We start from the raw sequence: 23,160 nt of genomic DNA on the forward strand, positions 1-23,160 counted from the left end.
ATTAATTTATTTTTTCTTTAGGTAGAGTTAAAACAAAACATGTGTTTGGGCATTCAGCATCCAGTTCTATTTTTCCCCCAAATTTTTCAAGAATAATCTTGCTTAAACTTAGACCTAAGCCTGTTCCTTTTCCTGGTTTTTTTGTCGTAAATAAAGTATCAAATATTTTTTCACGAATATTTTCTGGTATACCTGAGCCACTATCCACTATAAGAATTTTCAGAAATTTTTCATTTATATCTTCCCAAGTTATTTTAATCCAAGCGTCTGGTAGATTTTCAATGGCATCACATGCATTTCGAATTAAGTTTACTAGTACTTGGAAAAGAGAAACTTTGCCAAAATAAACATACGAATCTGGAGAGCTACTTAATTCTATAAATTTAATCTTTTTTTCTGAAGTTAAATAGGAACAAACTTCAAATGCATCTTTTAAAATATTTTTTATATTTATCATTATACTTTCTTCATTCTCATTTTTATCAATCATACCGCGATAGTTTTGCACAGTGGATTTAATTGCCTGCGCCCCTTTTTCAATTTTATTCAGGGATTTTGTAAATTTAGGATCATTTATGAGATCAGAATCTTTTAAATTTTTATAAATTAAATCTAAAGAAGCATAAATATTGCTTAATGGTGCGTTAATATCGTGTATAATACCTGCTGAAAGAGTGCCAATTGTCCCAAGTTTTTCAGCGTTTAAAAGTGATAATTCCATTTCGAAATTTTTCTTTCGCATTTCAAACTGATTTAGAGCGATTTCTATTACAATTTGCAATTCTCTTTCTTGATATGGCTTTAAAACATAGCCAAAAGCACCTTCTATTTTTGCCCGCTCAAACGTTGCGGGGTCCTGATTTGCAGTTAAAAAGACAATGGGCACAGATTTTTGTTGGCGAATATTATCAGCTACTTCAATGCCATCTTTTGCTCCCTTAATTCTGATATCCATCAAAATTAGATCGGGCTCAGTAGAAAAGAAGAGCATAATAGCCTTGATCCCAGAATCAGCAATTCCACTCACTGTATATCCCATAGATATTAAGGAATCTTCGAGTGATTTAGCTAAGATTGCTTCGTCCTCTACAATAAGAATTTTAATATGTTTTGAATTATTTGCGTTCATGCAAATTTCCTGTCAAATTGAATTTTTAATTTAACACCTATTGAGCCATCCCAGGAAGGTATTGCATCGAGTTGTCCGATAAGTAATCTTATAAGCTCTAAGCCTAAAGATTTGTTTTGTTTTTTTTCAATATTTATAAAACCTTTGCCATTATCACTGAGAATAAGAATAGTATTATTTTCATATTCTTTCCATTCAATATTTATCATGCCTTCATCTTTTTCTGTAAAAGCATGTTTTATTGAATTTGTTATAAATTCGTGGGTAATTAATCCTAATGGCAATGCTTCTTGGATCGGAATAACTATGTTGGACGGAATTGAAAATTTGAAATCTATCTGTGTATTATTATTTTTTACTAAGGAAAGTGCTTCACGGGCAATTGATCTTAAATATCTTTCTATAGAAAGTGATCCAAAATTACCACCTTGATAAAGAGTTTCATGCAGGGCAGAAATGGCACGAATTCGACTTTTCATTTCTTTTAGATCTGCTATCAATTCTGTATTTTTAGATTCTTTCATTTTCCAATCAAATATGGAACTGACAATAGATAAATTGTTTTTGACTCTGTGGTGAATTTCACTTAAAAGAAGCTCATTTTCATCGTTTTTCTCTTTTAAAATCATATTTTCTCTGATTGATTTTTCAAGAAAATTTGAGCGAATGTCGATTAATTTAATTCTAATTTCTTTTGCTAATGATATTTCTTCATTGCTCCAAGGAACACACACTCCCTTAATTTGATTATACCATATTGCAAAAGAATTTCTAGGATTTAATGAGCCATCGGAATTTATATTTTGAATATTTGGATCGCCACTCCATTTTAAGGTCTGTATTTGTTCAGGTCGAAAAAAAGCAATATACGATAAATGATCTCTATCTAATGGAAGGTAAATCATTCCTGAATATGTTTCCATCCATTTGTTAAATTTTGGATGCAGATCACTTAAACGATTCAAAATAGTTATTTCATTATTATCAAATTTTTTCTTGGCAAAGAATTCTATTTTGTCAATCATTTCATCGGGGATGTTAGTGTCAGTTATTTTTTTATTTACATATTTGTATAGGATATTATCACACATAAATGTATTTCTTAAAAGATCAAAGCTCTCATTGGGTAACAATTGAAGATCGCAATTCATAATTTCATACATTTTTAAAAATTCAAATATATTTTTATTTATTTTAGGTGATTTTATTTGCATTTCATTTAATTTTTCATCAAGTAAGCGAGTGGCAAACAGCTCTACAAGAAGTTGAATTTTTGGCAAAATTTCAATAGGTATTGTTCTTCTTTTAACAGAATGACAGCCAATTAAACCTCGCAAAGTTTTATTTTCTACAACTGAAAACGAAGCAGATGACATGATTCCCATATTCTTTAAATATTGCAAATGGGTTGAACCAATTGAACGAAATAAAGACATACTGAAATCTATTTTTTCCTGTAATCCTAAAATTTTTATTGGAGTGTAAATAGCTTCTGTAATCAAACGATAGCGGCTTTTTAAATAGAGTTGTCGCACAATTGTAGGGACATCAGTCGCTGGAAAGTGATGGTGTAATATGGATTCTAAAGGTTCTGCTGCATCGTCAGCAGGTACATATCCTGTGCCGTCATCCTCAAAACGGCAATAATAAACACGATCATATTTTGTCATGAACCTAATAAAACGGCATAATTTTGCTGCAAGAATATTTAAATCTCCCTGATAAAGAGTAATTTCCTGATATGCAGCATCAAATAGTTCTTGATTGATTTTATATTCACTAGGACATTCTAACTGAAATTCAAGACAAAGTATATTTTTAATTAAATAACTTAAGCAATAATATTTGATATACTTATTTTCACTTTTTATCTCAACTTGTATAATAACTCTGATTTCATTTGCTAGACTCTGTAAATTCTTCACGTGTTTTTTAATGAAAAGATAAGAATCCTCGCTGATGCATTGAGCAAGTTCTTTTTTTATAATGTCATTGTCTGAAAAATAAAAAAGACTATTCCAATTTTCAGAGGCAAAAGCAATTTTAAATCTTTCTATATCAATACCTAAAAAAATTCCACAAGGTTGAAAACTATCAGCCTGCTGTACTTGAAATTGTTCACAAAAATCAGAAGGATAGGGTGTGTCATTCATATTTATAATACTCTCAATAATTTAATATATTAAGTATTCTCCAAAAAAATGAAAAAGAGCTTTAATCTATTAATATTAGCTACATTTGCTATTTTGTGGAGGAACTTTAAAAGCAAAATCTACAGTAATTTGACGCAATGGTTTGTGTAGTCTAATTAGAAATTAAATTGGGAATTTTTATAGCATGCTGTAGAACTTTTTTAGTAACTATAAAAGTGTCATTTTAGATTTCTCGAACTTGCTTTTAATGAAAAATTTAGTATTTTAAAGCTATTGATAATAAATTTCATTATCATTAATTTTTTTTGATTTTCAACCTCAAATTAGGAATTTCATAAATGGCTTGTATTTCAGTGCAAGGTTTAACAGCGGCTTATGAAAAAGTAAAAATTTTGCAGCAAATAGATCTCGAGTTTTTTCAAAATAAAGTGACTTCGATAGTGGGTCCAAATGGTTCTGGGAAATCGACCTTACTCAAAACAATTGCTGGCTCCTTAAAACCTGAAAGTGGTACGATTCATATTAATAATCGCCTCATGCAAGATTTTAAAAAAAAAGAATTAGCAAAGATTCTTGCCTTTTTGCCCCAATCTCCTGAGACCCCTAAGGACATTACGGTAGAGCAACTGGTTGCTTATGGGCGCTATTCCCATCAAGCCATTTTTAAAAATACAAAATATGAAGATAAAAAAATTATAGATTGGGCTCTTTCTGCGACAAATTTAATGCAAATGGCACAAGCTTCTATCAGTGATCTTTCTGGAGGACAAAGACAACGAGCATGGATTGCTATGGCTCTTGCACAGAATAGTGATTGTTTATTCCTAGATGAAGTAACAACATATTTAGATATTAGACATCAAATAGAAATTTTAAATCTACTGAAAAAACTGAACAAAAAGAGTGCGAAGACAATTATAATGGTTTTGCATGATATTAATCACGCACTGCATTATTCAGATTATATTGTTGTCGTAAAAAATGGCAAAATATATGCTCATGAATCTATAGAAAGTATTCTTGAAAATAAAGTACTTGAAAGTGCTTTTAAAGTTAAATTTAAAGTTCTTTATGATGAAAATAAAAAACCATTTATTGTTTGTAACGAGTTGATTCATTAACTTTTTTTAAAAACTTAGCAGGTGGATCATACAAACCATTAGACATTTTCACTAAATCATGGATTGATTTTGCCGCCAAAAGATCCTCTGTGGCGCTTTCTCTTAAAATATCAAGATCTTCTGGATAAGTAACAATTCTTTTTTCTCTGAGTTCATCGATTATCATTTTGTCTCTTTTTAAACCAACTGGAGTCAAACCTGCAACGCAGCGAATAGCTTGTTCACGTTCATAAGCCGTCTGACAAAGTAACAAATTGGCAATGCCTTCTTCAGTCACGATATGTGTAACGTCTTCTCCATAGATCATAATTGGAGCTAAGGGTAAGTTCATCTTTTTTTGAATATCAAATGCGTCTAATGTTTCGACAAAAGATGGAATACCGAATGGCTGAAAGGTTTCAACAATTTGTAAAACTAATTTTTTACCTTTTGGAATTTGATTGAAATGATTTTTATTTTCACGTCCTGCTAAAAGCCAACTTTCAGAACAGTGTCTACGCGCATTTGCATTGCTGCCAAAATTAGGCGCACCGCCAAAGCCAGGCATTCTTTCTGAAGTTATTGTTGTGCTGTTACCATAAATATCCACTTGGAGTGTTGCACCAGCAAATAAATCTATGGCATAAAGTCCTGCCATTTGTGCATAGCAACGATTTGAGCGGAGAGATCCATCTCTTCCAGTAAAAAAAACATCTGGTCGTGATTTCACATATTCATTCATTCCAACTTCACCACCAGGTGATACAATGTGTTTGACAAATCCAGCTTCGATTGCTGGTATAAGTGTTGGCAGAGGATTCACCACCATATATTCACATATTTTTCCTTTGAGCCCAAGGCTTTCTGCATATGTGGGCAAGAGAAGTTCTATAGCACAAGTACTGTAACCCACTCCATGATTCAAGCGATTTACCCCATATTTGCCATAAATACCCTTTATCACCATCATTGCCATCAATATTTTAGTATTAGAAATTTTAGCAGGATCCCGAGTAAATAAAGCTTTAATTGGTGAAGGATTTCGATTCAAAACAAGTGCATCAACCCAATCTGAAGGGATATCAATCCTTGGAAGTTTTTTCACAATTTCTTTAGCTTCGACTATGACAATTCCATCTTTAAAAGCAGTAGCTTCAATGATAGTTGGAGTTTCTTCCGTGTTGGCTCCCGTATACAGATTCCCTTCTACATCAGCTTTTTCTGCAGAAATAAGGCAGACTCTTGGAGTTAAATCTATAAAATAACGTGAATAAAGTTCCAAAAAGGTGTGCATTCCGTTTATAGTCAGTTTTCCTTCTTGGACAAGCTCGGCAAAACGTGTGCCATAAACTGATGCATAAGAAAAATCAATTTTATTTGCGATTCCATTTTCAAAAATAAGCATATGTGCCGGAAAGAGCACAGTAGATTGTAATACATGTAAGTTATTAATTTTTTCAATATTGACTTTTGCGAGTGCTTCTGAGAGAAGCAATGCCTGCTTTTGATTATTTCCTTCTATGCAGATTTTATCATGAGGTTCAATAAAACATTCAAGACAATCGATTAAATTATTTTCAATAATCCACTTTCCATCCATAAATGCACTTGCTCTGTTCACTCTCGATATCTTGTTTTGTTTTAGCAGAGATTGGTTCATAATGATCTCCATAAAAAGGTTGTTTAAATAATTGCTGTTTATAAATAATATTATATGAGAGAGTATTACAATATTTTTCTTGAGGAATTTGAAATGAAAACTATTAAAGCAAAAACATTTATACAATTTTTAATATTTGCAACTTTCTTAACTGCATGCAATAATCTTTTTTATTATCCCGATTCTGTTATTCAAGTCACTCCAGACCGATTGAATTTAGTTTTTAGTGATATTACTATAAGAACAATTGATAATGAAGAACTACATGGTTGGAAAATAAACGCAAAAGAACAAGCACCTATTGCCACAATATTACATTTTCATGGCAATGCACAAAATATTACAACGCATTTTATGTATTGCGCATGGTTGGCAGAAAATGGTTTTGATGTGATAGAATTCGATTATCGAGGATATGGCAAGTCAACAGGAGAGGCATCGCGCTCAGGAATTTATAAGGACAGTGTTAGTTTTTTACAATGGGCTTATGAAAACTCGCGCACAAAAGATAACTTTATTATTGCACAAAGTTTAGGAGGTGCTGTCGTTATCCCTGCTTTTGCCGATATCAAAACAAATAATGTTCAAGCCATTATTTTAGACAGCACTTTTGCATCCTATCGTGGTATAGCGAGACAAAAACTTGCAAGTATTTGGTTGACTTGGCCATTGCAGTGGCCTCTTGGATTTTTAGTCTCCGATGATTTAAGTCCAATAGATTATATAAAAAATGTTAATGTTCCTTTAGTGTTTATTCATGGCAAAAATGACAACGTTGTTCCGTATGAATCTGGTAAAGAACTTTTTGAAGCGGCCCAAGAGCCGAAAGAATTTTGGGATGTGGAATGGGAAGGGCATGTTTCTGCATTTGTAAATAAAGATGATCAATTTAGAAGAAAATTATTAAAATATTTGTGTTCACACTTAAAAAAACCGAATAAAAAGTGTGAAAAATATTTAAATAAAACCTCACAGACCTTACCTTATATTAGGTTATTGCCAGATTTTATAAATAATAATAAATAATTTTTATTTTTTGTTTTTTTCTTCTTGCGAATTTATAATTTGCTCATTTTTCCAACCACCACCTAAAGCAGCAATAAGACTGACTGCAGTCGTCATTCTTCTGCCGAGCACTGTATTTGCATTTTTGAGCGCTGTAAAAGTATTTATTTGCGCAGTAAGTACATTATTATATGTTTGAGTACCAACTTCAAAACTTTGTACGGTTAAGCTTTCCGATTGCTGAGCTAATAACGCAGCATTTTTTTGTGCCTGCTCTTCTCTTTTTAAGTATGTAGAGGCCACTAAATTATCTTCCACATTTTGCAGAGCAACCAATATTGTTTGTCTATATTGAGCAACGATAGATTTATAATTTGCATTTGCTGCAGTTACTTTAGCTTCTTGTAAGCCACCATCAAAAATGGATTGACTTAAACTTGTGCCAAGTGACCAAAAAAGAGCAGGAAATGAAAAAAGATTCGCAATTGTGCCATTTGAATTTGCATAACCAGCGCTTGAATTTAAATTTAAAGTCGGGAAAAAGCCAGAAATGGCAACTCCTATTTGTGCATTTGCTTGAGCAACAAGACGCTCTGCTTGGGCAATATCAGGACGTCTTTCTAAGAGTTCGGATGGAATCATCAATGGAATTTCTGGTGGTTGCATTTTAATTTGCTTTGCTACAATAGAAAACTCAGCTGGATTTTTTCCTAATAAGATTGCGATTGCATGTTCATATTGTTGTCGAGTGATAATATTATCTAAGGCCAGAGCTTCTGCTTGAGACACTTGTGACTCTGCTTGTAAATAATCAGCTAAAGTGGCTGTACCAGCAATTCTTTGTCTTACTGTAATTTCTAATGTTTTTTTATAACTTTCTACAGTCTCATCTAATAATTTTTGATTGATATCTGCAGTGCGCAATTGGAAATAATATTGTGCAAGTGAAGCCTGCGCTGTCAATTTAACGTTTGCAAGTTGCGCTAGGCTCGCTTCTGCGTTGGCTTTATCGGCTTCGACAGTTCTCTTAACGTTTCCCCACAGATCGGGTATCCAAGAAGCACTGAGAGATGTACTGAAGTTTGTTGAATAAGATGGGGGAAAGCTCGAAGTTGCTTGCGTTCTTTGCCGTGTAGCGGATCCTGCTCCCGTTAGACTGGGCAAGAAACCTGCTTCTGCTTGACTGATAAGCGCAAGAGCTTGCTCATACTGAGCAAGTGAAGATGCAATCGTTTGATTATTTATAATGAGCTGATCTTCAAATTCATTGAGCTCAGGATCTGCAAAGATTTCCCACCAATTGCCTTTATCTTTTTCATCTTTTGGTTCAGCTATTTTCCAATTTTTATTTTCTGTTTCCTTAAATTGATCTGTTAAAGTAAAATTGGGTCTTTTATAATCAGGTCCCACAGTGCATGCTGTTAAAAAAACAATGGATAAAATATAAATCATGAAAATATGCTCAAAGAATTTATATTTTATAAATTTCTGTTTCATTGTTTCTGTTACCTTTTATTCTTAGCTTTTTCAGACGCAACCAATCTGAAAGTTGTTCAAAATATAAATAAATCACTGGAGTTGTATATAGAGTTAAAATTTGACTGACTATAAGCCCACCAATAATTGAAATTCCTAATGGTTTTAGTATTTCAGAACCTACTCCGCTACCAAATGCTAAAGGAACTGCCCCTAATATTGCGGCAAAAGTTGTCATCATTATGGGACGAAAGCGAATTATTGCAGCTTTATAAATTGCATTTTGTGAGTTTTTATCTCCATTTCTCTTGAGCTGTAAGGCAAAGTCGATCATCATAATAGCATTTTTCTTAACAATGCCGATTAATAAAATAATTCCGATGAGTGAAATAAGAGAAAACTCGGTGCCTGTTAGGATTAAAGCTAAAAATGCACCAACTCCTGCAGAAGGAAGTGTGGATAGTATGGTAATTGGATGGATAAAACTTTCATAAAGAATTCCTAATATAATATAAATCGTAATAATAGCAGCTAAAATAAGATAGGGTTCTGAAGATAACGATGCTTTAAAAGCCTTTGCAGCTCCTTGAAAAGATGCCCTAATATTTGGTGGAAGATTCATTTCTTTCACAGTTTTTTCCACTAAACTGACAGAATCTCCTAATGCAACCCCAGGAACTAAATTAAAGGAAAGGGTTGCAGCTGGAAATTGGTCTTGATGATTTACGGATAATAGTGATGATCTATTTGAGAATTGCGCAATGCTTGAAAGAGGAACTTTGCCACTATTCGTTTGTATATAAATGTTATTTAAAGTATCTGGGTGCTGCCAAAATTTTGGGTTAACTTCCATAATTATATGGTACTGATTCATCTCTTTATACATAAGCGAGACTTGCCTCTGCCCAAAGGCATCATAAAGAGTATTATCTATAGTAGAAGCTGTGATACCATATTGCAAAGCGAGATCATGATTTACATTTATAAACGTTTCTAAACCGTGGACCAACTGATCCGTATTAATATCTGCGATTCCAGGTAATACATTCAAGCGCTGCATGATTTTGTCAACCCAGCTGCTTAATTCATTCAAGGTATCAGCTGATAAGGTATACTGAAATTGAGCATTCCCTTGACGACCGCCAATAACTAGATCTTGAGCGGCTTGCATGTATATACGTACGCCTGTTAATTTTGAAGTTGCTTTTCGCATGCGGGAAATGATCAAATCGGCTGATATTTTTCTTTCTTCAAGTGATTTCAAACTAATAAAAACAAAGCCAGAATTTTTTGAGCCTCCTCCAACATAACCAACGACGTGATTAACTGCAGGATCCTGTTTAATGATCTCTACTAATTTTTCAAATTTTATCTTCATATTTTGAAATGAAATATTTTGATCTGCTTGAATAGAACCAACGATTCTTCCTGTGTCTTGTTGGGGGAAAAAACCTTTTGGTATAATAATAAATAAGATTATATTTAGAATAATCGTTCCAATTGTTATTATTAATATTTTTCTTTTATGATTTAAAGACCAATGCAAACTTGTAGCATATAAATTATTTAAATTATCTAAAAATGATTTTTTATGTGCATTATTTTCTAATTTTATTTTTGGCTTTAATAACTGAGAGCACATAGATGGAGTAATAATTAAAGAAACAATTAGGGAAACAATTATTGAAATGGATAAGGTCATGGCAAATTCAAAAAACAATCGGCCAATAATTCCGCCCATCAGTAATATCGGAATAAATACGGCAATCAATGAAATACTCATCGAGAGTACTGTAAATCCAACTTCTTTTGCTCCGAGTAGAGAAGCATTTTTAGGTGACATACCTGCTTCCATATGGCGTGAAATATTTTCAAGCATGACAATAGCATCATCAACTACAAATCCAGTTGAAATTGTTAATGCCATCAGAGAGAGGTTATCTAAACTAAAATTCAAAAGATACATAATTGCAAAGGTACCAAGTAACGAAAGTGGCACTGCAATACTCGGAATGAAAGTGGCGTATATATTCTTTAAAAATAAAAAAACAATAAAGACAACGAGGGCAATAGCAATTACGAGTGTTTTTTCCACTTCTCGCAGTGAAGAGCGAATCGTGGTTGTTCTATCTAGAGTAACAGTTAAATCCATGCCAGAAGGAATAGAAGCATTTAATTGCGGTAACATTGTTTTTACCAAATCTACTGTTTCAATGACATTTGCGCCAGGCTGTTTAAATAATATTAAAACAATAGAAGGTTTACCATCTGTTAATCCATGATTGCGAAGGTCTTCAACGGAATCGACCACGTCGCCTAACTGGTCTAAAGTAACAGCGGCACCATTTTTATAAGAAATCATAAGCGGCTTATACTGATAAGCTTTAAAAATCTGATCATTGGTTACTATTTCATAGCTTTTGCTACCTGAAACTATTTGTCCTTTTGGGATATTTGAATTTGCATTTTGTATTGTTGTTCTGACAGAGTCTAAACTAATTCCATAATTATTAAGTGCTGTAGGATTTAATTCCACTCTGACGGCTGGGAGAGAACCTCCGCCCACAACCACTTGTCCAATTCCAGCCGTTTGAGAAATTTTTTGTTGCAAAATTGTAGAAGCTGCATCATACATTTCGCCTCTGGAATATATGTTTGAAGTCAATGAAATAATCATGATGGGAGCATCAGCAGGATTGACTTTTCGATAAGTAGGATTTCCAGGTAAATCTGTGGGTAGTTTTGCAATAGCCGCATCAATAGCTGCTTGCACATCGCGCGCAGCACCATCGATATTTCTTGACAAATCAAATTGGAGAATAACGCGAGCATTGCCCAATGTGCTGCTCGATGTCATTTCAGTTATGCCTGATATTTGACCTAATTGCCTTTCAAGTGGAGTGGCAACAGAGCTTGCCATAATTGCAGGACTCGCTCCAGGGAGGCTCGCTTGCACTAAAATTGTTGGAAATTCTATTTGTGGCAACTGAGAAACAGGTAAAAGGCGAAATGCTAGAATACCTGCTAATGTAATAAGTAAAGCTATCAAAGATGAGGCAATTGGACGTTCTATAAATGGTGCAGAAATACTTTTCACTGCGGTTCCTCCGCATGAATAGTTTTTTTATTTCGCTCTTTTTTTTCATTAATTATTTTTTTGAATGAACGTATGACTTTATCAAATAATAAATAAATTACTGGAGTTGTATAAAGAGTTAAAAATTGACTAACTGCAAGCCCACCAATAATAGAGATACCCAGAGGTCTTCGTAATTCCGAGCTCATTCCCGTACCAAAAGCCAATGGTATAGCACTAAATAAAGAAGCTAAAGTTGTCATTAGTATGGGTCTGAATCTTAATAAACACGCTTGATAAATCGCTTCATATGGAGTTTTGTTACCTTTTCTTTCCATTTCTAAAGCAAAATCAATCATCATGATGGCATTCTTTTTAACAATGCCTATTAATAATATAATTGCAATTAATGTTATGATATCGAATTCAGATCGTGTCATATATAATGCTAAGAGTGCCCCCATTCCTGCAGAAGGAAGAGTGGAGAGAATCGTAATTGGATGAATATAGCTTTCATATAGGATACCTAAGATAATATAAACAACAATAATTGCTGCTAAAACTAAATATCCTTCATTTTCTAATGAGTTTTCAAAACTTTTTGCGGATCCTTCAAAACTTGTTTGTAAGCTATCAGGTAAATTGAGTTCGGTTCTCACTCTATTGATCGCTTTTAAAGCATCGCCCAATGAATATCCTTTAGATAAATTAAATGAAATTGTTGAAACAGGGAATTGCCCCTGCCGATTGATTGTCAAAGGCCCATTGCTAAGAGATATTTTAGAAAAAGATCCAAATGGGATAGGAATACCTTGTGAGCTTTGAATAAAAATATTTTCAAGAACTCTTTCTGGAGTTAGATTTTCGCTTTGCTTTGCTTCTAAAATGACATGATATTGATTGATATCTGTAAACATGGTTGATATTTGTCTTTGGCCAAAAGCATCATATAAAGTTTGATCGATTAATTGAGTAGTGATGCCAAAACGTGAAGCAATATTTCTATCTATTTCAATATTTGCATTTAGTCCTGTACTTTGCAAATCATCTGCAACATCTTTTATTTCTTTTAAATTTTTTAATTGCTCTATAAATAAATCATTCCACTTTTCAACTTCTTTTGCACTTGTTGAACCTAAGCTATATTGATATTGTGTTCGGCTAACACGATCATCTATCGATATATCTTGCATAGATTGCATATATAAAGTTATACCCGATATCTTTTGCAATTTTTCTTGTAAACGGTGAATCACATCAGTAGAATTTATCCTACGTTCATCAATTGATTTTAAGATGATTTGTATACGACCGCTGTTTAAAGTGGTATTTACACCATCAACGCCAATAAAAGAAGAAATATTCTCAACGGCTGGATCATCTAGAATAATAGTAGCAACTTCTTGTTGTTTTCTTGACATTTCTTCAAATGAAATTGATTGACTTGCTTCCGTTACCCCTTGAATTACGCCTGTATCTTGAATTGGGAAAAATCCTTTTGGGATAAAATTAAGAAGTAAAGCAGTTATTAAAATAGTAAATAAAGCTATAATTAAAGTTAATCTTTGGTGGTTTAAAACCCATTTGAGTGAAATAGAATAATGCATGATAATTTTATCTAAAAAATCTTGAATATATATTTCAAATTTATTTTTTTCTGTCGAAGGTACATGTCTCAGCAATTGTTTACAAAGCATTGGGGTTAAAGTTAAAGATATAACTGCAGAGATTAATATTGCAACAGATAGGGTAATTGCAAATTCTCTAAATAATCTGCCAATAATATCACCCATGAAAAGCAATGGAATGAGAACTGCAATTAATGATATTGTAAGAGAAATAATAGTAAAACCAATTTGCGATGCACCTTTAATGGCTGCTTGTAATGGAGCTTCACCTGCATCGATATATCTTGCAATATTTTCAATCATGACAATAGCATCGTCAACTACAAATCCGGTGGCAATAGTCAATGCCATTAGTGTTAAGTTATTAATACTAAAGCCTAGTACATACATCACAGCAAAAGTACCTATGAGTGATAAAGGAACAGCTATGCTTGGAATAAAGGTAGCAGGTAAATTGTTTAAAAAAATAAAAATGACAAGTACGACAAGAATGACTGATAAAACAAGTTCAAATTGCGCATCTTTTACTGAGTTGCGAATTGTATTTGTCCTGTCGCTTAAAATTTTAATTTCCACTTGGTTTGGAATATTTGCCTTTAAAATGGGTAAAATCTTTTTTATATTATTTACTACTTCAATAACATTTGATCCCGTCTGTTTTTGAATATTTAAAATGATTGCTGGATCTTTATTCATCCAAGCAGCCAATTTTGTATTTTCTGCACCATCGATAACTTGTGCAAGATCTTTTAAACGAATTGGTGCACCATTTTTATAGGCAATAATAAGAGTTTGATATGATTCTTTAGTTAATAATTGATCATTTGAATTGATTGTATATGAAAGTCTTGGCCCATCAAAATTTCCTTTCGCAATATTAACATTCGCATTGCTTATTGCTGTTCTAATATCTTCTATATTTAAGCCATAGGATGAAACTATATTTGGATTGACTTGAATACGGATGGCAGGCTTTTGTCCACCACTGATATTAACTAAACCTACGCCTGTTATTTGTGAAATTTTTGGCGCAATACGTGTGTCTGCAATGTCTTCTAATTGAGGAAGCGATAAAACATCTGAGACAATTGCTAAAGTCATAATAGGGGCATCAGCAGGATTGACTTTATTATATACCGGGGGTGAAGGAAGGTCTTTAGGAAGAAAATTTGACCCCGTATTAATTGATGCTTGTACTTGCTGTTCAGCAACATCTAGGCTCATATTCAAATCAAATTGCAAGGTAATAATTGATGAACCACCAGAACTTGAAGAAGTCATTTGTTTCAAGCCAGGCATTTGGCCGAATTGCTTTTCAAGCGGTGCAGTAATGGACGATGCGATTACCTGTGGATTTCCACCGGGGTAAAAGGTGATAACTTGTATCGTTGGATATTCGACTTCAGGTAAAGCAGAGACAGGTAATAGTTGATAAGTCAACGTGCCTATAAGAAATATTGTAATCATAAAAAATGTGGTTGCAATTGGTCTTTTTATAAAAGGTTCCGATATACCCATCATGTAGAGACCTCTGCTCCATCCGTGAGTTTATCTATGCCCTCTATGACTACTTTTTCTCCAGGTTTGATTCCCTCTTTTACAACAACTTCATTTTCATTAATTTGTCCTATAGTTATTTTTTGAAATTTAACCCTATTATTATTTAATATGAAAACATAATCACCTTTTGTTCCATGCTGAACAGCTGCTGTTGGAATGACAGTAGCACTGAGAATCGTATCCGCTAATAATTTTATATTTACAAATTGATTAGGAAATAAAGTATGACTATCATTTTTAAACTCTGCTCTTAATTTTATTGTTCCTGTTGTTGAATCAATTTGATTATCTGTTGATAATAGATCTCCAGTTGCCAGCAAATTTGCTTGTTCACGATCATAAGCATAGACAATAAGTTTTGATTTTTCTCTTAATTTATCTATAATTTTTGGTAAATAATATTCTGGCAGTGAAAATAAAACAGAAATTGGTTGCAACTTATTTATTGCAACTATGCCGTTCGTATCTGTTACTTGTACAAAATTTCCTTCATTTACTTGACGGAGCCCTACAAGACCAGCAATTGGAGCTTTTATTTTACAGTAATTTATGTTTACTTTTACAGCCTCTAATTGTCCCTGATCCGATAAAACAATGCCTTCATATTGTTTTACAAGCCAAATTTGTGTGTCGAGTGTTTGGCGTGATACTCCGCCTGATGAAAACAATGTTTTATAACGTTTTAAGTCAAGACGAGCATTTGTTAGAAATGATTTATCCCTGATTAATTGACCTTCAAATTGTATGTATTGCGCTTGATATGGCTTTGAATCTATCTCGGCTATAAGATCTCCAACATTTACAATTTGCCCTTCATGAAAAAATATTTTTAATAAATTCCCACTAATTTGTGTTTTAACTGTAACGGATTCCATTGGAGTAACTGTTCCTAATGCAGAGAAATAAACAGGAACATCTTTGATTTTTGCTTCAGTAACCACAACTGATGGAGTATTATTTTTTTTCAAAACCCTAGATTTTATTGTGTGCCCAGCATGCATTTTTTTTTCGTTAATTTTATCGTTAGAATTAAATTTAATCAGAAATACAAGTGTAGAGATAAAAAAAAGTAAAGCTCCTAGCAGAATTGCATAGAAGCGCCATTTATTTTTAATATAATTAGAAACATTTTGCATACTCATATTGTTAAAACCTTTAAGAACTTTATCAATAAAAGCATAAATTTTATGGTTTATATATATTTTATCGATTAATTTTTATAAGTAAAGCGACTTAAGGCAAATTTTATTGAGTTGGTTTTATACTGATGTAATAATTATAAGGCAATATTTGCAGTTTAAAATTGTTAAAAATTTTAGTAAGTCTTAATTAATTGTGGTGAAAATATGTTATATTATTATTTTCAAAATTAATTAAATCTTGACAAAAATATTTATTTTAATAATGAGGAAAAATAAATTACTCATTATTAATATCCTAATTCATCCAATTTAATTTTTTAAATTAACTCATTTAAAGGAAAAATAAATATGAAAAATATAATTCCTGTTGGTATTTTATGTTTCGCTGCATTTATTTCATTAAATGGATTGACATCCAATGCAGATGAATATAATTCACATTCAGTCATCTTAGGAGATTATGAATCTATAGTTTATTTAATTGAAAACTCAGATAACAGTTTACAATTTAAAGTTGCCCGTAATATAAATGGAGATCCCTCAGATGGGGGTATCACGGGCGATAGCGATCAACTTCAAACGTTTTCAATTCCTATAAAATATAATTTTTTTGATGATAATATTATTTATAATATTAAAATTATACCTGAATCAGGACAAAGTGAAGTCTGTAATAAAATTGAGATTATCCCATCAAAAAATAAAATTGATTTTAAACCATTTGACATTGCATTGACCTCCGCAACTAATTGTAAATTTATTTTAAATGATTATAATAATATCTATATTTCTAGCTTTAATATATTAATAAACTATACATTAAAAAGTTGGCTTAATGTATCTAATAATAACACACAAGCACACAGAACGGCTTTATTTATAGCTTCTGAATTAGGTAGTAAGAATGTTTCAGAATTTAGAGCTCTAAATTTAGCTGAAAAAAATATTGATGATATTTCTCCAATAACGGGATTTTATAATTTAAAAATTATAAATTTAAGTGAGAATAATATAAAAAAAATACCATTAGGAATATTTGATAATTTTAAAAATCTAAACTGGCTTTGGTTACATTTTAATAAGATTAAGAAACTTCCTTTAGGAATATTTGATCAACTTAATAATCTTGATTTCTTAACATTAAATGATAATAAAATAAAAAAATTGCCGCATGGTTTATTTCAAAAACTAGAAAATTTAGAGCTCCTTGAATTATCAAACAATCAGTTAAAAAAATTTCCTTCTGACATTATGAGTTTAAAAAAACTTATCAGCTTTGGAATTTCATCAAATAAGATCAGAAAAATTCCTAAGAATGTATTTGTAGATATGAGTCGGTTGACATACATAGCATTAGATAACAATCGACTGAAATCTCTCCCTAAAAATATATTTAATGACTTGTATAGCTTAAAAATATTAGATATTTCTAATAATAAAATCATGAATCTTCATAATGAAACTTTATTTAACATAATTTCCAAAGAAGATTACAATATCAAAAATAATCCCTTTGTAACCTATTTGACAGATGATTGAGTGCTGCTTAATTAAGCCTATGAAAGGATAAGAAAATCTCTAAAGTAAGCAATTTCTTGCCCAAGCGCCTAATTATTATAATGTTTTTTATATTGCAAAAAGAACTTGTAAAAGCAATTAATTAATGCAATAAATAGAGCTTAATCCATATTGACCTTGAGCGGGGTTAGTTGTAAGAGAAGGATTTATGATTCTGGTTGCTCCAGAATTCAGATTTAAGATTATCCATTCCAGTAAGAAAATGTACCAATAAAATAAAATTTTCCTTTGAATGATCTTTAATCTGTTAAAAATTATTAGTAGATATAGATAGGCATATATATGATTCTTGCTTTAGAGAGTTTAATTCCATTATTTCTTTCGTTTGTCGTTGGAATTAATTTTCATAGATTTTGCTCAAAAATTTCATCTAAATTATTATCTATCTTTACAAATATTTGTCTTTTTTCTTTGTTATTTTTTATGGGATTGAGTATATCAACTGTCCCTAATATCTTGCATGAAGTATTTACTTTAGGTTTTAATGCATTTATATTGGCGTTTAGCACATCTTTTTTTGTTATATTGTTTATCGCAATTTATAAAAAGTCTGTTAATATAAAATGTCAAAAAAAATTAGTAAATGTTGAGTTAAGAAAGTCTAATATCTATTTTTTTGAATTTGTAAAAGATCCTATCGTTTTATGCTTTTTTGTAATTTTCGGTTTTGCATTGGGATATTTAAAAATTATTCCTCCATTTGAACATGAATTTTTTGTTACAATTTTATTGTGCTTTATGATTTTTTTTATTGGTGTAAAACTTGCTTTTTCTAAAGTTTGTTTCAAAAAAATATTTTTACAAAAATCGAGTTTAATCATTGCGCTTGTCACAGTTATAGGTTCCTTAAGTGGTGGTGCTTTTTCCTCTTTATTTCTGGATATATCATTAAAGAATTCTCTTGCTCTTTCATCTGGCTTTGGTTGGTATACTCTTTCTGGTGTTTTACTCACTAAAATGGATGAACCTATTTTAGCTTCCACAGTATTCTTATGCGACTTATTTCGAGAAATTTTTGCTTTAATACTTCTTCCCTTATTTTCTAAAATAGGAAGAAATCATGAAGCCATCTCAGTTTCAGGTGCTACAGCAATGGATGTTGCTTTGCCAATGATTGAAAAACATTGCGGAAATGAGTTTATTCCTCTTGCCCTTATTTCAGGAGCAGTATTAACTGTGCTAGTCCCTTTTCTTATTCCTTTTTTCTATTACTTATAAGTTAAGTTTTTATTTTCCTGATATAATGCTTAATAGATCGTTTGACATTTCTTCTATATCATAACTTTATTTGAGTAATTCCGCGGCATTCTCTGCAGATTTTTTTTGTGATTGCAATATTGCTATTGTTAACAGAAACCAATTCATTCATAGGTACGTTATTTTCCCAGCTTTGCTTTGCTGATTTAGAGCTTTCAAGAATATCTTCAATATATAGCTTTATCTCCGCAATTTTTCTTTTTACTTTTCTATGAAATGCGATTATTTCTTTGCATAAATTTTTGATAAATATTTTCAATAGACTGGATCATAACTAAAAGCATGATAAAAATAAAGGACTATAAATAGATAATTTCTCCTCGTCGCCATCGATATTATTTACAGTCAATAAATTATATTTATTTAAAATTTTTTTCATTATATTTTCTAAATGTTAAGTTTTATCTTCAAGATAATTATTTCCTTTTGTCTCTTGCACTCAAATTAGCGATGTAATTCCCGTAATAAAAACAATACCTATACTGAGTAAAAGTATTGTTTCTAGTAATGATAAATGTTAAATTTTAGGAAAAATTTTATCGCTTATTTCTCCAAATCAAGCCTGATATAAATAAAAATTATATTTTTCTGACAATCGTATTGAAGAACTCTTGACAAGAATTCTTATAAATATTAATTTTTTGTTATGGATCCTATTTTTTTTATGAACTTATCCTTTATGCTTTGGAAGTCTTTTATGAATGTAATTGAAATGAAAACCCCAAAATTTTTAGTTGGAATTGAAACCCGCACTCAAAACTCTTTAGAAATAAAGGGTGAAGGTAAAATTCCTGCACTATGGAATCAATTTTTCAATTTCTTTAAGATAGATAAAAAAATTTCTAGTGATATATATGCTATTTACTCAAATTACGAAAGCGATGAAAATGGTCAATACGACTACTTTATTGGCTATGAAATTGCTAACCCAGATAAATATTTAAATGGTGATAGTTACGTTGTTAAACAAATCGAAGTTGGAACATATTCGGTTATCTCGCCAATTAATAAGATCTCGGAAAATGTTGCTTACAGCACTTGGCAAAAAATTTGGCGAATGAATGCAAAACAATTAGGTGGAGAACGTTTGTTTCACACTGACTTTGAAGTCTATACAAACGACAAAAAGAATGGCCAGCAAAGCTTAGTTAATATTTATTTAAGCCTCAAAAAATAATTTAAGAATTAAATAACTCTGGAAGTAATTTCTCAACCGATTCTACTAAAAGGTCGGGTGATAAATCCAACATACAGCGAAAATGTTTTTGTGGACATATGCTTGAGCCATGCGGTGTACATGGGTGGCAGGCAAGAGTTTCGCCATTTTCATCTTTGTAATTTAGAACAACATTTTTATCTGAAGTTGGGTAAAAGCCAAATTTCCAAGTCGTAGGACCAAAGATGGAAATGACAGGTATATTTGAACCTGAAGCAATATGAATTGGGCTTGAGTCATTCGCAATTATGAATTGTGCTTTAGATGTTAAAGAAACAAATTCATCTAATGGCAAATATGCGGATGTGTCTATTATGCGCGCAGATATTTCAGAAAAGGGAGCAAAGAAAGATAAAATAGTATTTATATCCATTTTATCCTGTTGAGTTCCTGTTAAAATACATCTTATATTTTTATTTTTACTTAATATAGAAAAAATAGCCTTCGCAAATTGCTGGGCAGGATACTTTTTTGTTGCCCATACAGAACCTGGACTGACTATAAAAAAAGAATTGGCATTTTGAAAAAAATTCGGATTCTTTAAATTAAAAGTTGGCATTTCTTGAGCAGGTATTAAAATTGGTCGAGCTATTTTAACAGCTTTTTGATAGATAGATTCACTTACGAGCCAACGGGGAGCAATATCTAGACATCTGAGACACTCATGTTTTTCTTTATGAAAAGGAAGATTTTCTGTGTATAAAAATTTCAAAGCACTGTCTTCGTAAGAAATTCGTTTTGGCACATTGCTAAGATATGCACACAACGCCGATGTTGTCGATTTATGTGGGACAAGTAAAACTTCTAAGTTCAATTCTTTTATTTGATTTGCAATTGTAATCACTGAATTTATTTTCTTTATCCCTTTTGCTTTGTCGGCAGAAATAAATCCTTTAATTCTATGGTCACTTTTATATAATAAAATACTTGCTTTACGTGTGATTAAATATATTTCATGCTTTTCTTGAAATAGAGCCTCAATCAAAAGACTACTCAATGCTATATCACCTATAAAAGCTGTGTGCAATATTCCAACTTTCATAATTTTTTCTCCATTGACTCCATACTTACCCTATTTCTATTATTCTTTCTCGTTAAAATTAATTTAAAGAGCAAGCATAATTATTTCCTTGCAAAGGAATTAATTATAAGAGGGGAGAAGATACATGCAAATTTTGCTTTCGACAAGAGAATTGTTTTTCACATTGAATTTTTAATTAACTTCATTTGTAGAAAAACTCTTCAAAGTTTTATTCTGCAAATTCAAAATACGCTCTATTGCTTTCGTATTATTTGCTGCTTTACTATAAAATTTAGCTAAATCACTCTTCATTGCTGAGCGCGATTTACCATCTAAATAAATCATATGACCCGATGGATATCTTTCAGTCGTGATATTTTTTTGCAGTGCAGGATCCATTTCCATTGCTTTTATATCAAGATCTGTTTGATAAAATGGAGTTATTGAATCATAATAGCCACTCGCTTGAAATACAATTAAATCTGGGTTTAAACTCATTGTTGCTGCTAAATCCCCTGCTGTGTAAAGTCCACCTGTATCTTGTGTGCTGCCTCCTCTCTGCCGCCCAGTTGGATCAATGTGGCTATAGTTCCAGTTTTCTCCAACAATGCTATTCATACTTTGGAAATTAGATTGTGAAGTGTATTTTAATTCGTTATTTAAATAGTGATTCCAAGCTGCAGTATAGGCTCCTTGTACATTTACGACAGACGGATCTTTGCTTAAAAAATCGCGTATATCGCGAACAATTCCTGTATTTAAGCCCGTTGCGCGTCCATTGTAAATACCAATGACTTTTCCTTTATCTGCAAGTAAATTATTTATGAAAAAATCTGTGATATCGAGTAATTTTAGTAGAAGACCTCTCCGCATTTTTTTGGATGATAAGAAAAAAGACAAGGAAGAAGGAGAAAAAATTTTAAAAAAGCAAACTGAGAAATTTGTCAAAGAAAAAGAATTATATAAAGAATTGATTTCTGTGCCAGATGAAAAAGATGCTTATGAAAAACTAAATTCTGCTTGGAATGAATTTTTAATTATTCTGAATCAAAGTGTTGATCTTTCTAATAAAGGACTTAATTCTGAAGCTTTTAAAGTCTTTAATGCTAAAGGACGACCTTTCCAATTAGTAATTGAAAGTGCTTTAAATCAAATAACTGAGGTCAATAATAAAGGGGCAATTGAATCCACTCAAAAAGGGAAAATTTTAACATCATATACATCTATAACCGTTTGTTCAATTTTAATTCTGTCATTGCTTATTTTAATTATTATCATACAAATTGTTAGAAAGACAACATTATCAATTGAAAAATCTATTGATGAATTAAAAGAACAGAGCAATAAGATGAAAACTATAGGGGGCATTCTCAAAGAGAGTGCTCATAATCTTTCTCATTCAGTAACCGAGCAAGCAGCTTCTGTGCATGAAACGAGCGCGGCTATCAATGAAATTACTAGCATGGTCAATAGAACAACTGAAAATTCAAAAGAATCTAGTAATATTGCAAAAAGCTCTTCTCAAAAAGCAAAAGAAGGTGAGAAGATTATGAATGATCTTGTTCTTTCCATGGAAAGCATACAAGAGTCAAACACACAATTGCAAAATATATCAGATATTATTAAGCAAATTCATGCAAAAACAGCCATGATTAACGAAATAGTCACTAAAACTGAACTTTTATCTTTAAATGCTTCGATAGAATCTGCACGTGCCGGTGAATATGGCAAAGGATTTGCTGTTGTTGCTGAAGAAGTCGGTAATTTGGCAAAGGTCAGTGGTAAGTCTGCTTTGGAGATTCAAGAACTCATTACGACCAGCCAAGAACAAGTTAATAAAATATTAGGAATTACGAAGGAGCGTATCGATTCTGGAAAGAAAATTACAGGATTAGCTCAGGAAACTTTTCATTTTATTTCGGATAATATTCAATCTTTATCATCTGTTCTGGAACAAATATCTGATGCAACAAAAGAACAGGAAGTAGGTGTCAAACAAATATCAACTGCAATGTCGCAAATTGATAACGTAACACAAAAAAGTCAAGAAACTTCATTGCTCACTTCTGAGTCATCACAAAATGTCTCAGAACAGAGTGAAAAGCTGGCAAAGACTTCAAATAAAATTGAATTTCTTATTCGTGGAAAAAATTCATAGA

General features: G+C 31.7%; 15 protein-coding genes. 6 read left to right on the forward strand and 9 right to left on the reverse strand.

The features are described from left to right. Position 1: 1 nt before the first annotated feature. Both EZS29_RS07195 and EZS29_RS07200 read right to left on the reverse strand, forming a co-directional pair. A complete protein-coding gene (locus EZS29_RS07195) occupies positions 2-1,129 on the reverse strand; it encodes a sensor histidine kinase (RefSeq protein ID WP_130608089.1) in 1,128 nt (375 codons plus the stop codon). Further along, positions 1,126-3,282 carry a histidine kinase dimerization/phosphoacceptor domain -containing protein gene (locus tag EZS29_RS07200; protein ID WP_130608092.1) on the reverse strand — a complete coding sequence of 719 codons (2,157 nt, stop codon included), beginning with the start codon at positions 3,280-3,282 and terminating at the stop codon, positions 1,126-1,128. The genes EZS29_RS07195 and EZS29_RS07200 overlap by 4 nt, the downstream gene beginning before the upstream one ends. Positions 3,283-3,620: 338 nt before the next feature. Between EZS29_RS07200 and EZS29_RS07205 the strand changes: the two genes are divergently transcribed. After that, a complete protein-coding gene (locus tag EZS29_RS07205) occupies positions 3,621-4,403 on the forward strand; it encodes an ABC transporter ATP-binding protein (RefSeq protein WP_130608095.1) in 783 nt (260 codons plus the stop codon). On the opposite strand, the gene EZS29_RS07210 is transcribed toward EZS29_RS07205, so the two are convergent. After that, entirely contained in the window at positions 4,375-6,042 is a 1,668-nt protein-coding gene (locus EZS29_RS07210; protein WP_130608098.1) for a malonate decarboxylase subunit alpha, read from the reverse strand. The genes EZS29_RS07205 and EZS29_RS07210 overlap by 29 nt on opposite strands. Positions 6,043-6,135: 93 nt before the next feature. Between EZS29_RS07210 and EZS29_RS07215 the strand changes: the two genes are divergently transcribed. Beyond that, complete coding sequence (locus tag EZS29_RS07215; RefSeq protein WP_172603829.1) at positions 6,136-7,068, forward strand: alpha/beta hydrolase; 933 nt, start codon at positions 6,136-6,138, stop codon at positions 7,066-7,068. A 3-nt stretch (positions 7,069-7,071) separates the two neighbouring features. Here the strand turns inward: EZS29_RS07215 and EZS29_RS07220 are convergent, their stop codons facing one another. From EZS29_RS07220 to EZS29_RS07235, 4 genes are read right to left on the reverse strand one after another with little or no spacing between them, the layout of a single operon-like run. Beyond that, the gene (locus tag EZS29_RS07220) at positions 7,072-8,544 is read right to left on the reverse strand and encodes an efflux transporter outer membrane subunit (RefSeq protein WP_130608104.1); all 1,473 of its coding nucleotides are present in this window, start codon (positions 8,542-8,544) and stop codon (positions 7,072-7,074) included. Further along, positions 8,519-11,620: an efflux RND transporter permease subunit gene (locus tag EZS29_RS07225; protein ID WP_130608107.1), complete on the reverse strand. Its 3,102-nt coding sequence runs from the start codon at positions 11,618-11,620 to the stop codon at positions 8,519-8,521. The genes EZS29_RS07220 and EZS29_RS07225 overlap by 26 nt, the downstream gene beginning before the upstream one ends. After that, positions 11,617-14,745, reverse strand: a complete 3,129-nt coding sequence (locus tag EZS29_RS07230) for a multidrug efflux RND transporter permease subunit (RefSeq protein WP_130612821.1) — start codon at positions 14,743-14,745, stop codon at positions 11,617-11,619. The genes EZS29_RS07225 and EZS29_RS07230 overlap by 4 nt, the downstream gene beginning before the upstream one ends. After that, positions 14,745-15,929: an efflux RND transporter periplasmic adaptor subunit gene (locus tag EZS29_RS07235; RefSeq protein ID WP_130608110.1), complete on the reverse strand. Its 1,185-nt coding sequence runs from the start codon at positions 15,927-15,929 to the stop codon at positions 14,745-14,747. The genes EZS29_RS07230 and EZS29_RS07235 overlap by 1 nt, the downstream gene beginning before the upstream one ends. A gap of 348 nt (positions 15,930-16,277) precedes the next feature. Between EZS29_RS07235 and EZS29_RS07240 the strand changes: the two genes are divergently transcribed. The 3 genes from EZS29_RS07240 (at position 16,278) to EZS29_RS07250 (ending at position 19,941) form a co-directional block, all read left to right on the forward strand. Further along, positions 16,278-17,468 (forward strand): leucine-rich repeat domain-containing protein, encoded by a 1,191-nt coding sequence (locus EZS29_RS07240; protein WP_130608112.1) that lies wholly within the window; start codon positions 16,278-16,280, stop codon positions 17,466-17,468. A 321-nt stretch (positions 17,469-17,789) separates the two neighbouring features. Further along, positions 17,790-18,725 carry a LysO family transporter gene (locus tag EZS29_RS07245; protein WP_130608114.1) on the forward strand — a complete coding sequence of 312 codons (936 nt, stop codon included), beginning with the start codon at positions 17,790-17,792 and terminating at the stop codon, positions 18,723-18,725. Positions 18,726-19,461: 736 nt separating this feature from the next. Then, positions 19,462-19,941, forward strand: a complete 480-nt coding sequence (locus tag EZS29_RS07250) for a GyrI-like domain-containing protein (RefSeq protein WP_172603830.1) — start codon at positions 19,462-19,464, stop codon at positions 19,939-19,941. Between the two features lies 1 nt (position 19,942). Here the strand turns inward: EZS29_RS07250 and EZS29_RS07255 are convergent, their stop codons facing one another. Both EZS29_RS07255 and EZS29_RS07260 read right to left on the reverse strand, forming a co-directional pair. Further along, on the reverse strand, positions 19,943-21,022 hold the full coding sequence (locus EZS29_RS07255; protein WP_130608120.1) for a glycosyltransferase family 9 protein: 1,080 nt from the start codon (positions 21,020-21,022) through the stop codon (positions 19,943-19,945). Positions 21,023-21,193: 171 nt separating this feature from the next. Then, entirely contained in the window at positions 21,194-21,874 is a 681-nt protein-coding gene (locus tag EZS29_RS07260) for a hypothetical protein (RefSeq protein WP_130608123.1), read from the reverse strand. On the opposite strand from EZS29_RS07260, the gene EZS29_RS07265 reads away from it, so the two are divergent. Continuing rightward, positions 21,825-23,159 carry a HAMP domain-containing methyl-accepting chemotaxis protein gene (locus EZS29_RS07265; protein ID WP_172603831.1) on the forward strand — a complete coding sequence of 445 codons (1,335 nt, stop codon included), beginning with the start codon at positions 21,825-21,827 and terminating at the stop codon, positions 23,157-23,159. The two genes, EZS29_RS07260 and EZS29_RS07265, sit on opposite strands and share 50 nt — an antisense overlap. Position 23,160 lies beyond the last annotated feature (1 nt).

It is taken from the genome of Fluviispira sanaruensis, from assembly GCF_004295685.1.
GTDB lineage: Bacteria > Bdellovibrionota_B > Oligoflexia > Silvanigrellales > Silvanigrellaceae > Silvanigrella > Silvanigrella sanaruensis.

Coding starts and splice junctions, on each gene's coding strand:
- EZS29_RS07195 (WP_130608089.1), bottom strand. CDS start 1,129: ATGAACGCAAATAATTCAAAACATATTAAAATTCTTATTGTAGAGGAC.
- EZS29_RS07200 (WP_130608092.1), bottom strand. CDS start 3,282: ATGAATGACACACCCTATCCTTCTGATTTTTGTGAACAATTTCAAGTA.
- EZS29_RS07205 (WP_130608095.1), top strand. CDS start 3,621: ATGGCTTGTATTTCAGTGCAAGGTTTAACAGCGGCTTATGAAAAAGTA.
- EZS29_RS07210 (WP_130608098.1), bottom strand. CDS start 6,042: ATGAACCAATCTCTGCTAAAACAAAACAAGATATCGAGAGTGAACAGA.
- EZS29_RS07215 (WP_172603829.1), top strand. CDS start 6,136: ATGAAAACTATTAAAGCAAAAACATTTATACAATTTTTAATATTTGCA.
- EZS29_RS07220 (WP_130608104.1), bottom strand. CDS start 8,544: ATGAAACAGAAATTTATAAAATATAAATTCTTTGAGCATATTTTCATG.
- EZS29_RS07230 (WP_130612821.1), bottom strand. CDS start 14,745: ATGGGTATATCGGAACCTTTTATAAAAAGACCAATTGCAACCACATTT.
- EZS29_RS07235 (WP_130608110.1), bottom strand. CDS start 15,929: ATGAGTATGCAAAATGTTTCTAATTATATTAAAAATAAATGGCGCTTC.
- EZS29_RS07240 (WP_130608112.1), top strand. CDS start 16,278: ATGAAAAATATAATTCCTGTTGGTATTTTATGTTTCGCTGCATTTATT.
- EZS29_RS07245 (WP_130608114.1), top strand. CDS start 17,790: ATGATTCTTGCTTTAGAGAGTTTAATTCCATTATTTCTTTCGTTTGTC.
- EZS29_RS07250 (WP_172603830.1), top strand. CDS start 19,462: ATGAATGTAATTGAAATGAAAACCCCAAAATTTTTAGTTGGAATTGAA.
- EZS29_RS07255 (WP_130608120.1), bottom strand. CDS start 21,022: ATGAAAGTTGGAATATTGCACACAGCTTTTATAGGTGATATAGCATTG.
- EZS29_RS07265 (WP_172603831.1), top strand. CDS start 21,825: ATGAAAAAATCTGTGATATCGAGTAATTTTAGTAGAAGACCTCTCCGC.
- EZS29_RS07260 (WP_130608123.1), bottom strand. CDS start 21,874: ATGCGGAGAGGTCTTCTACTAAAATTACTCGATATCACAGATTTTTTC.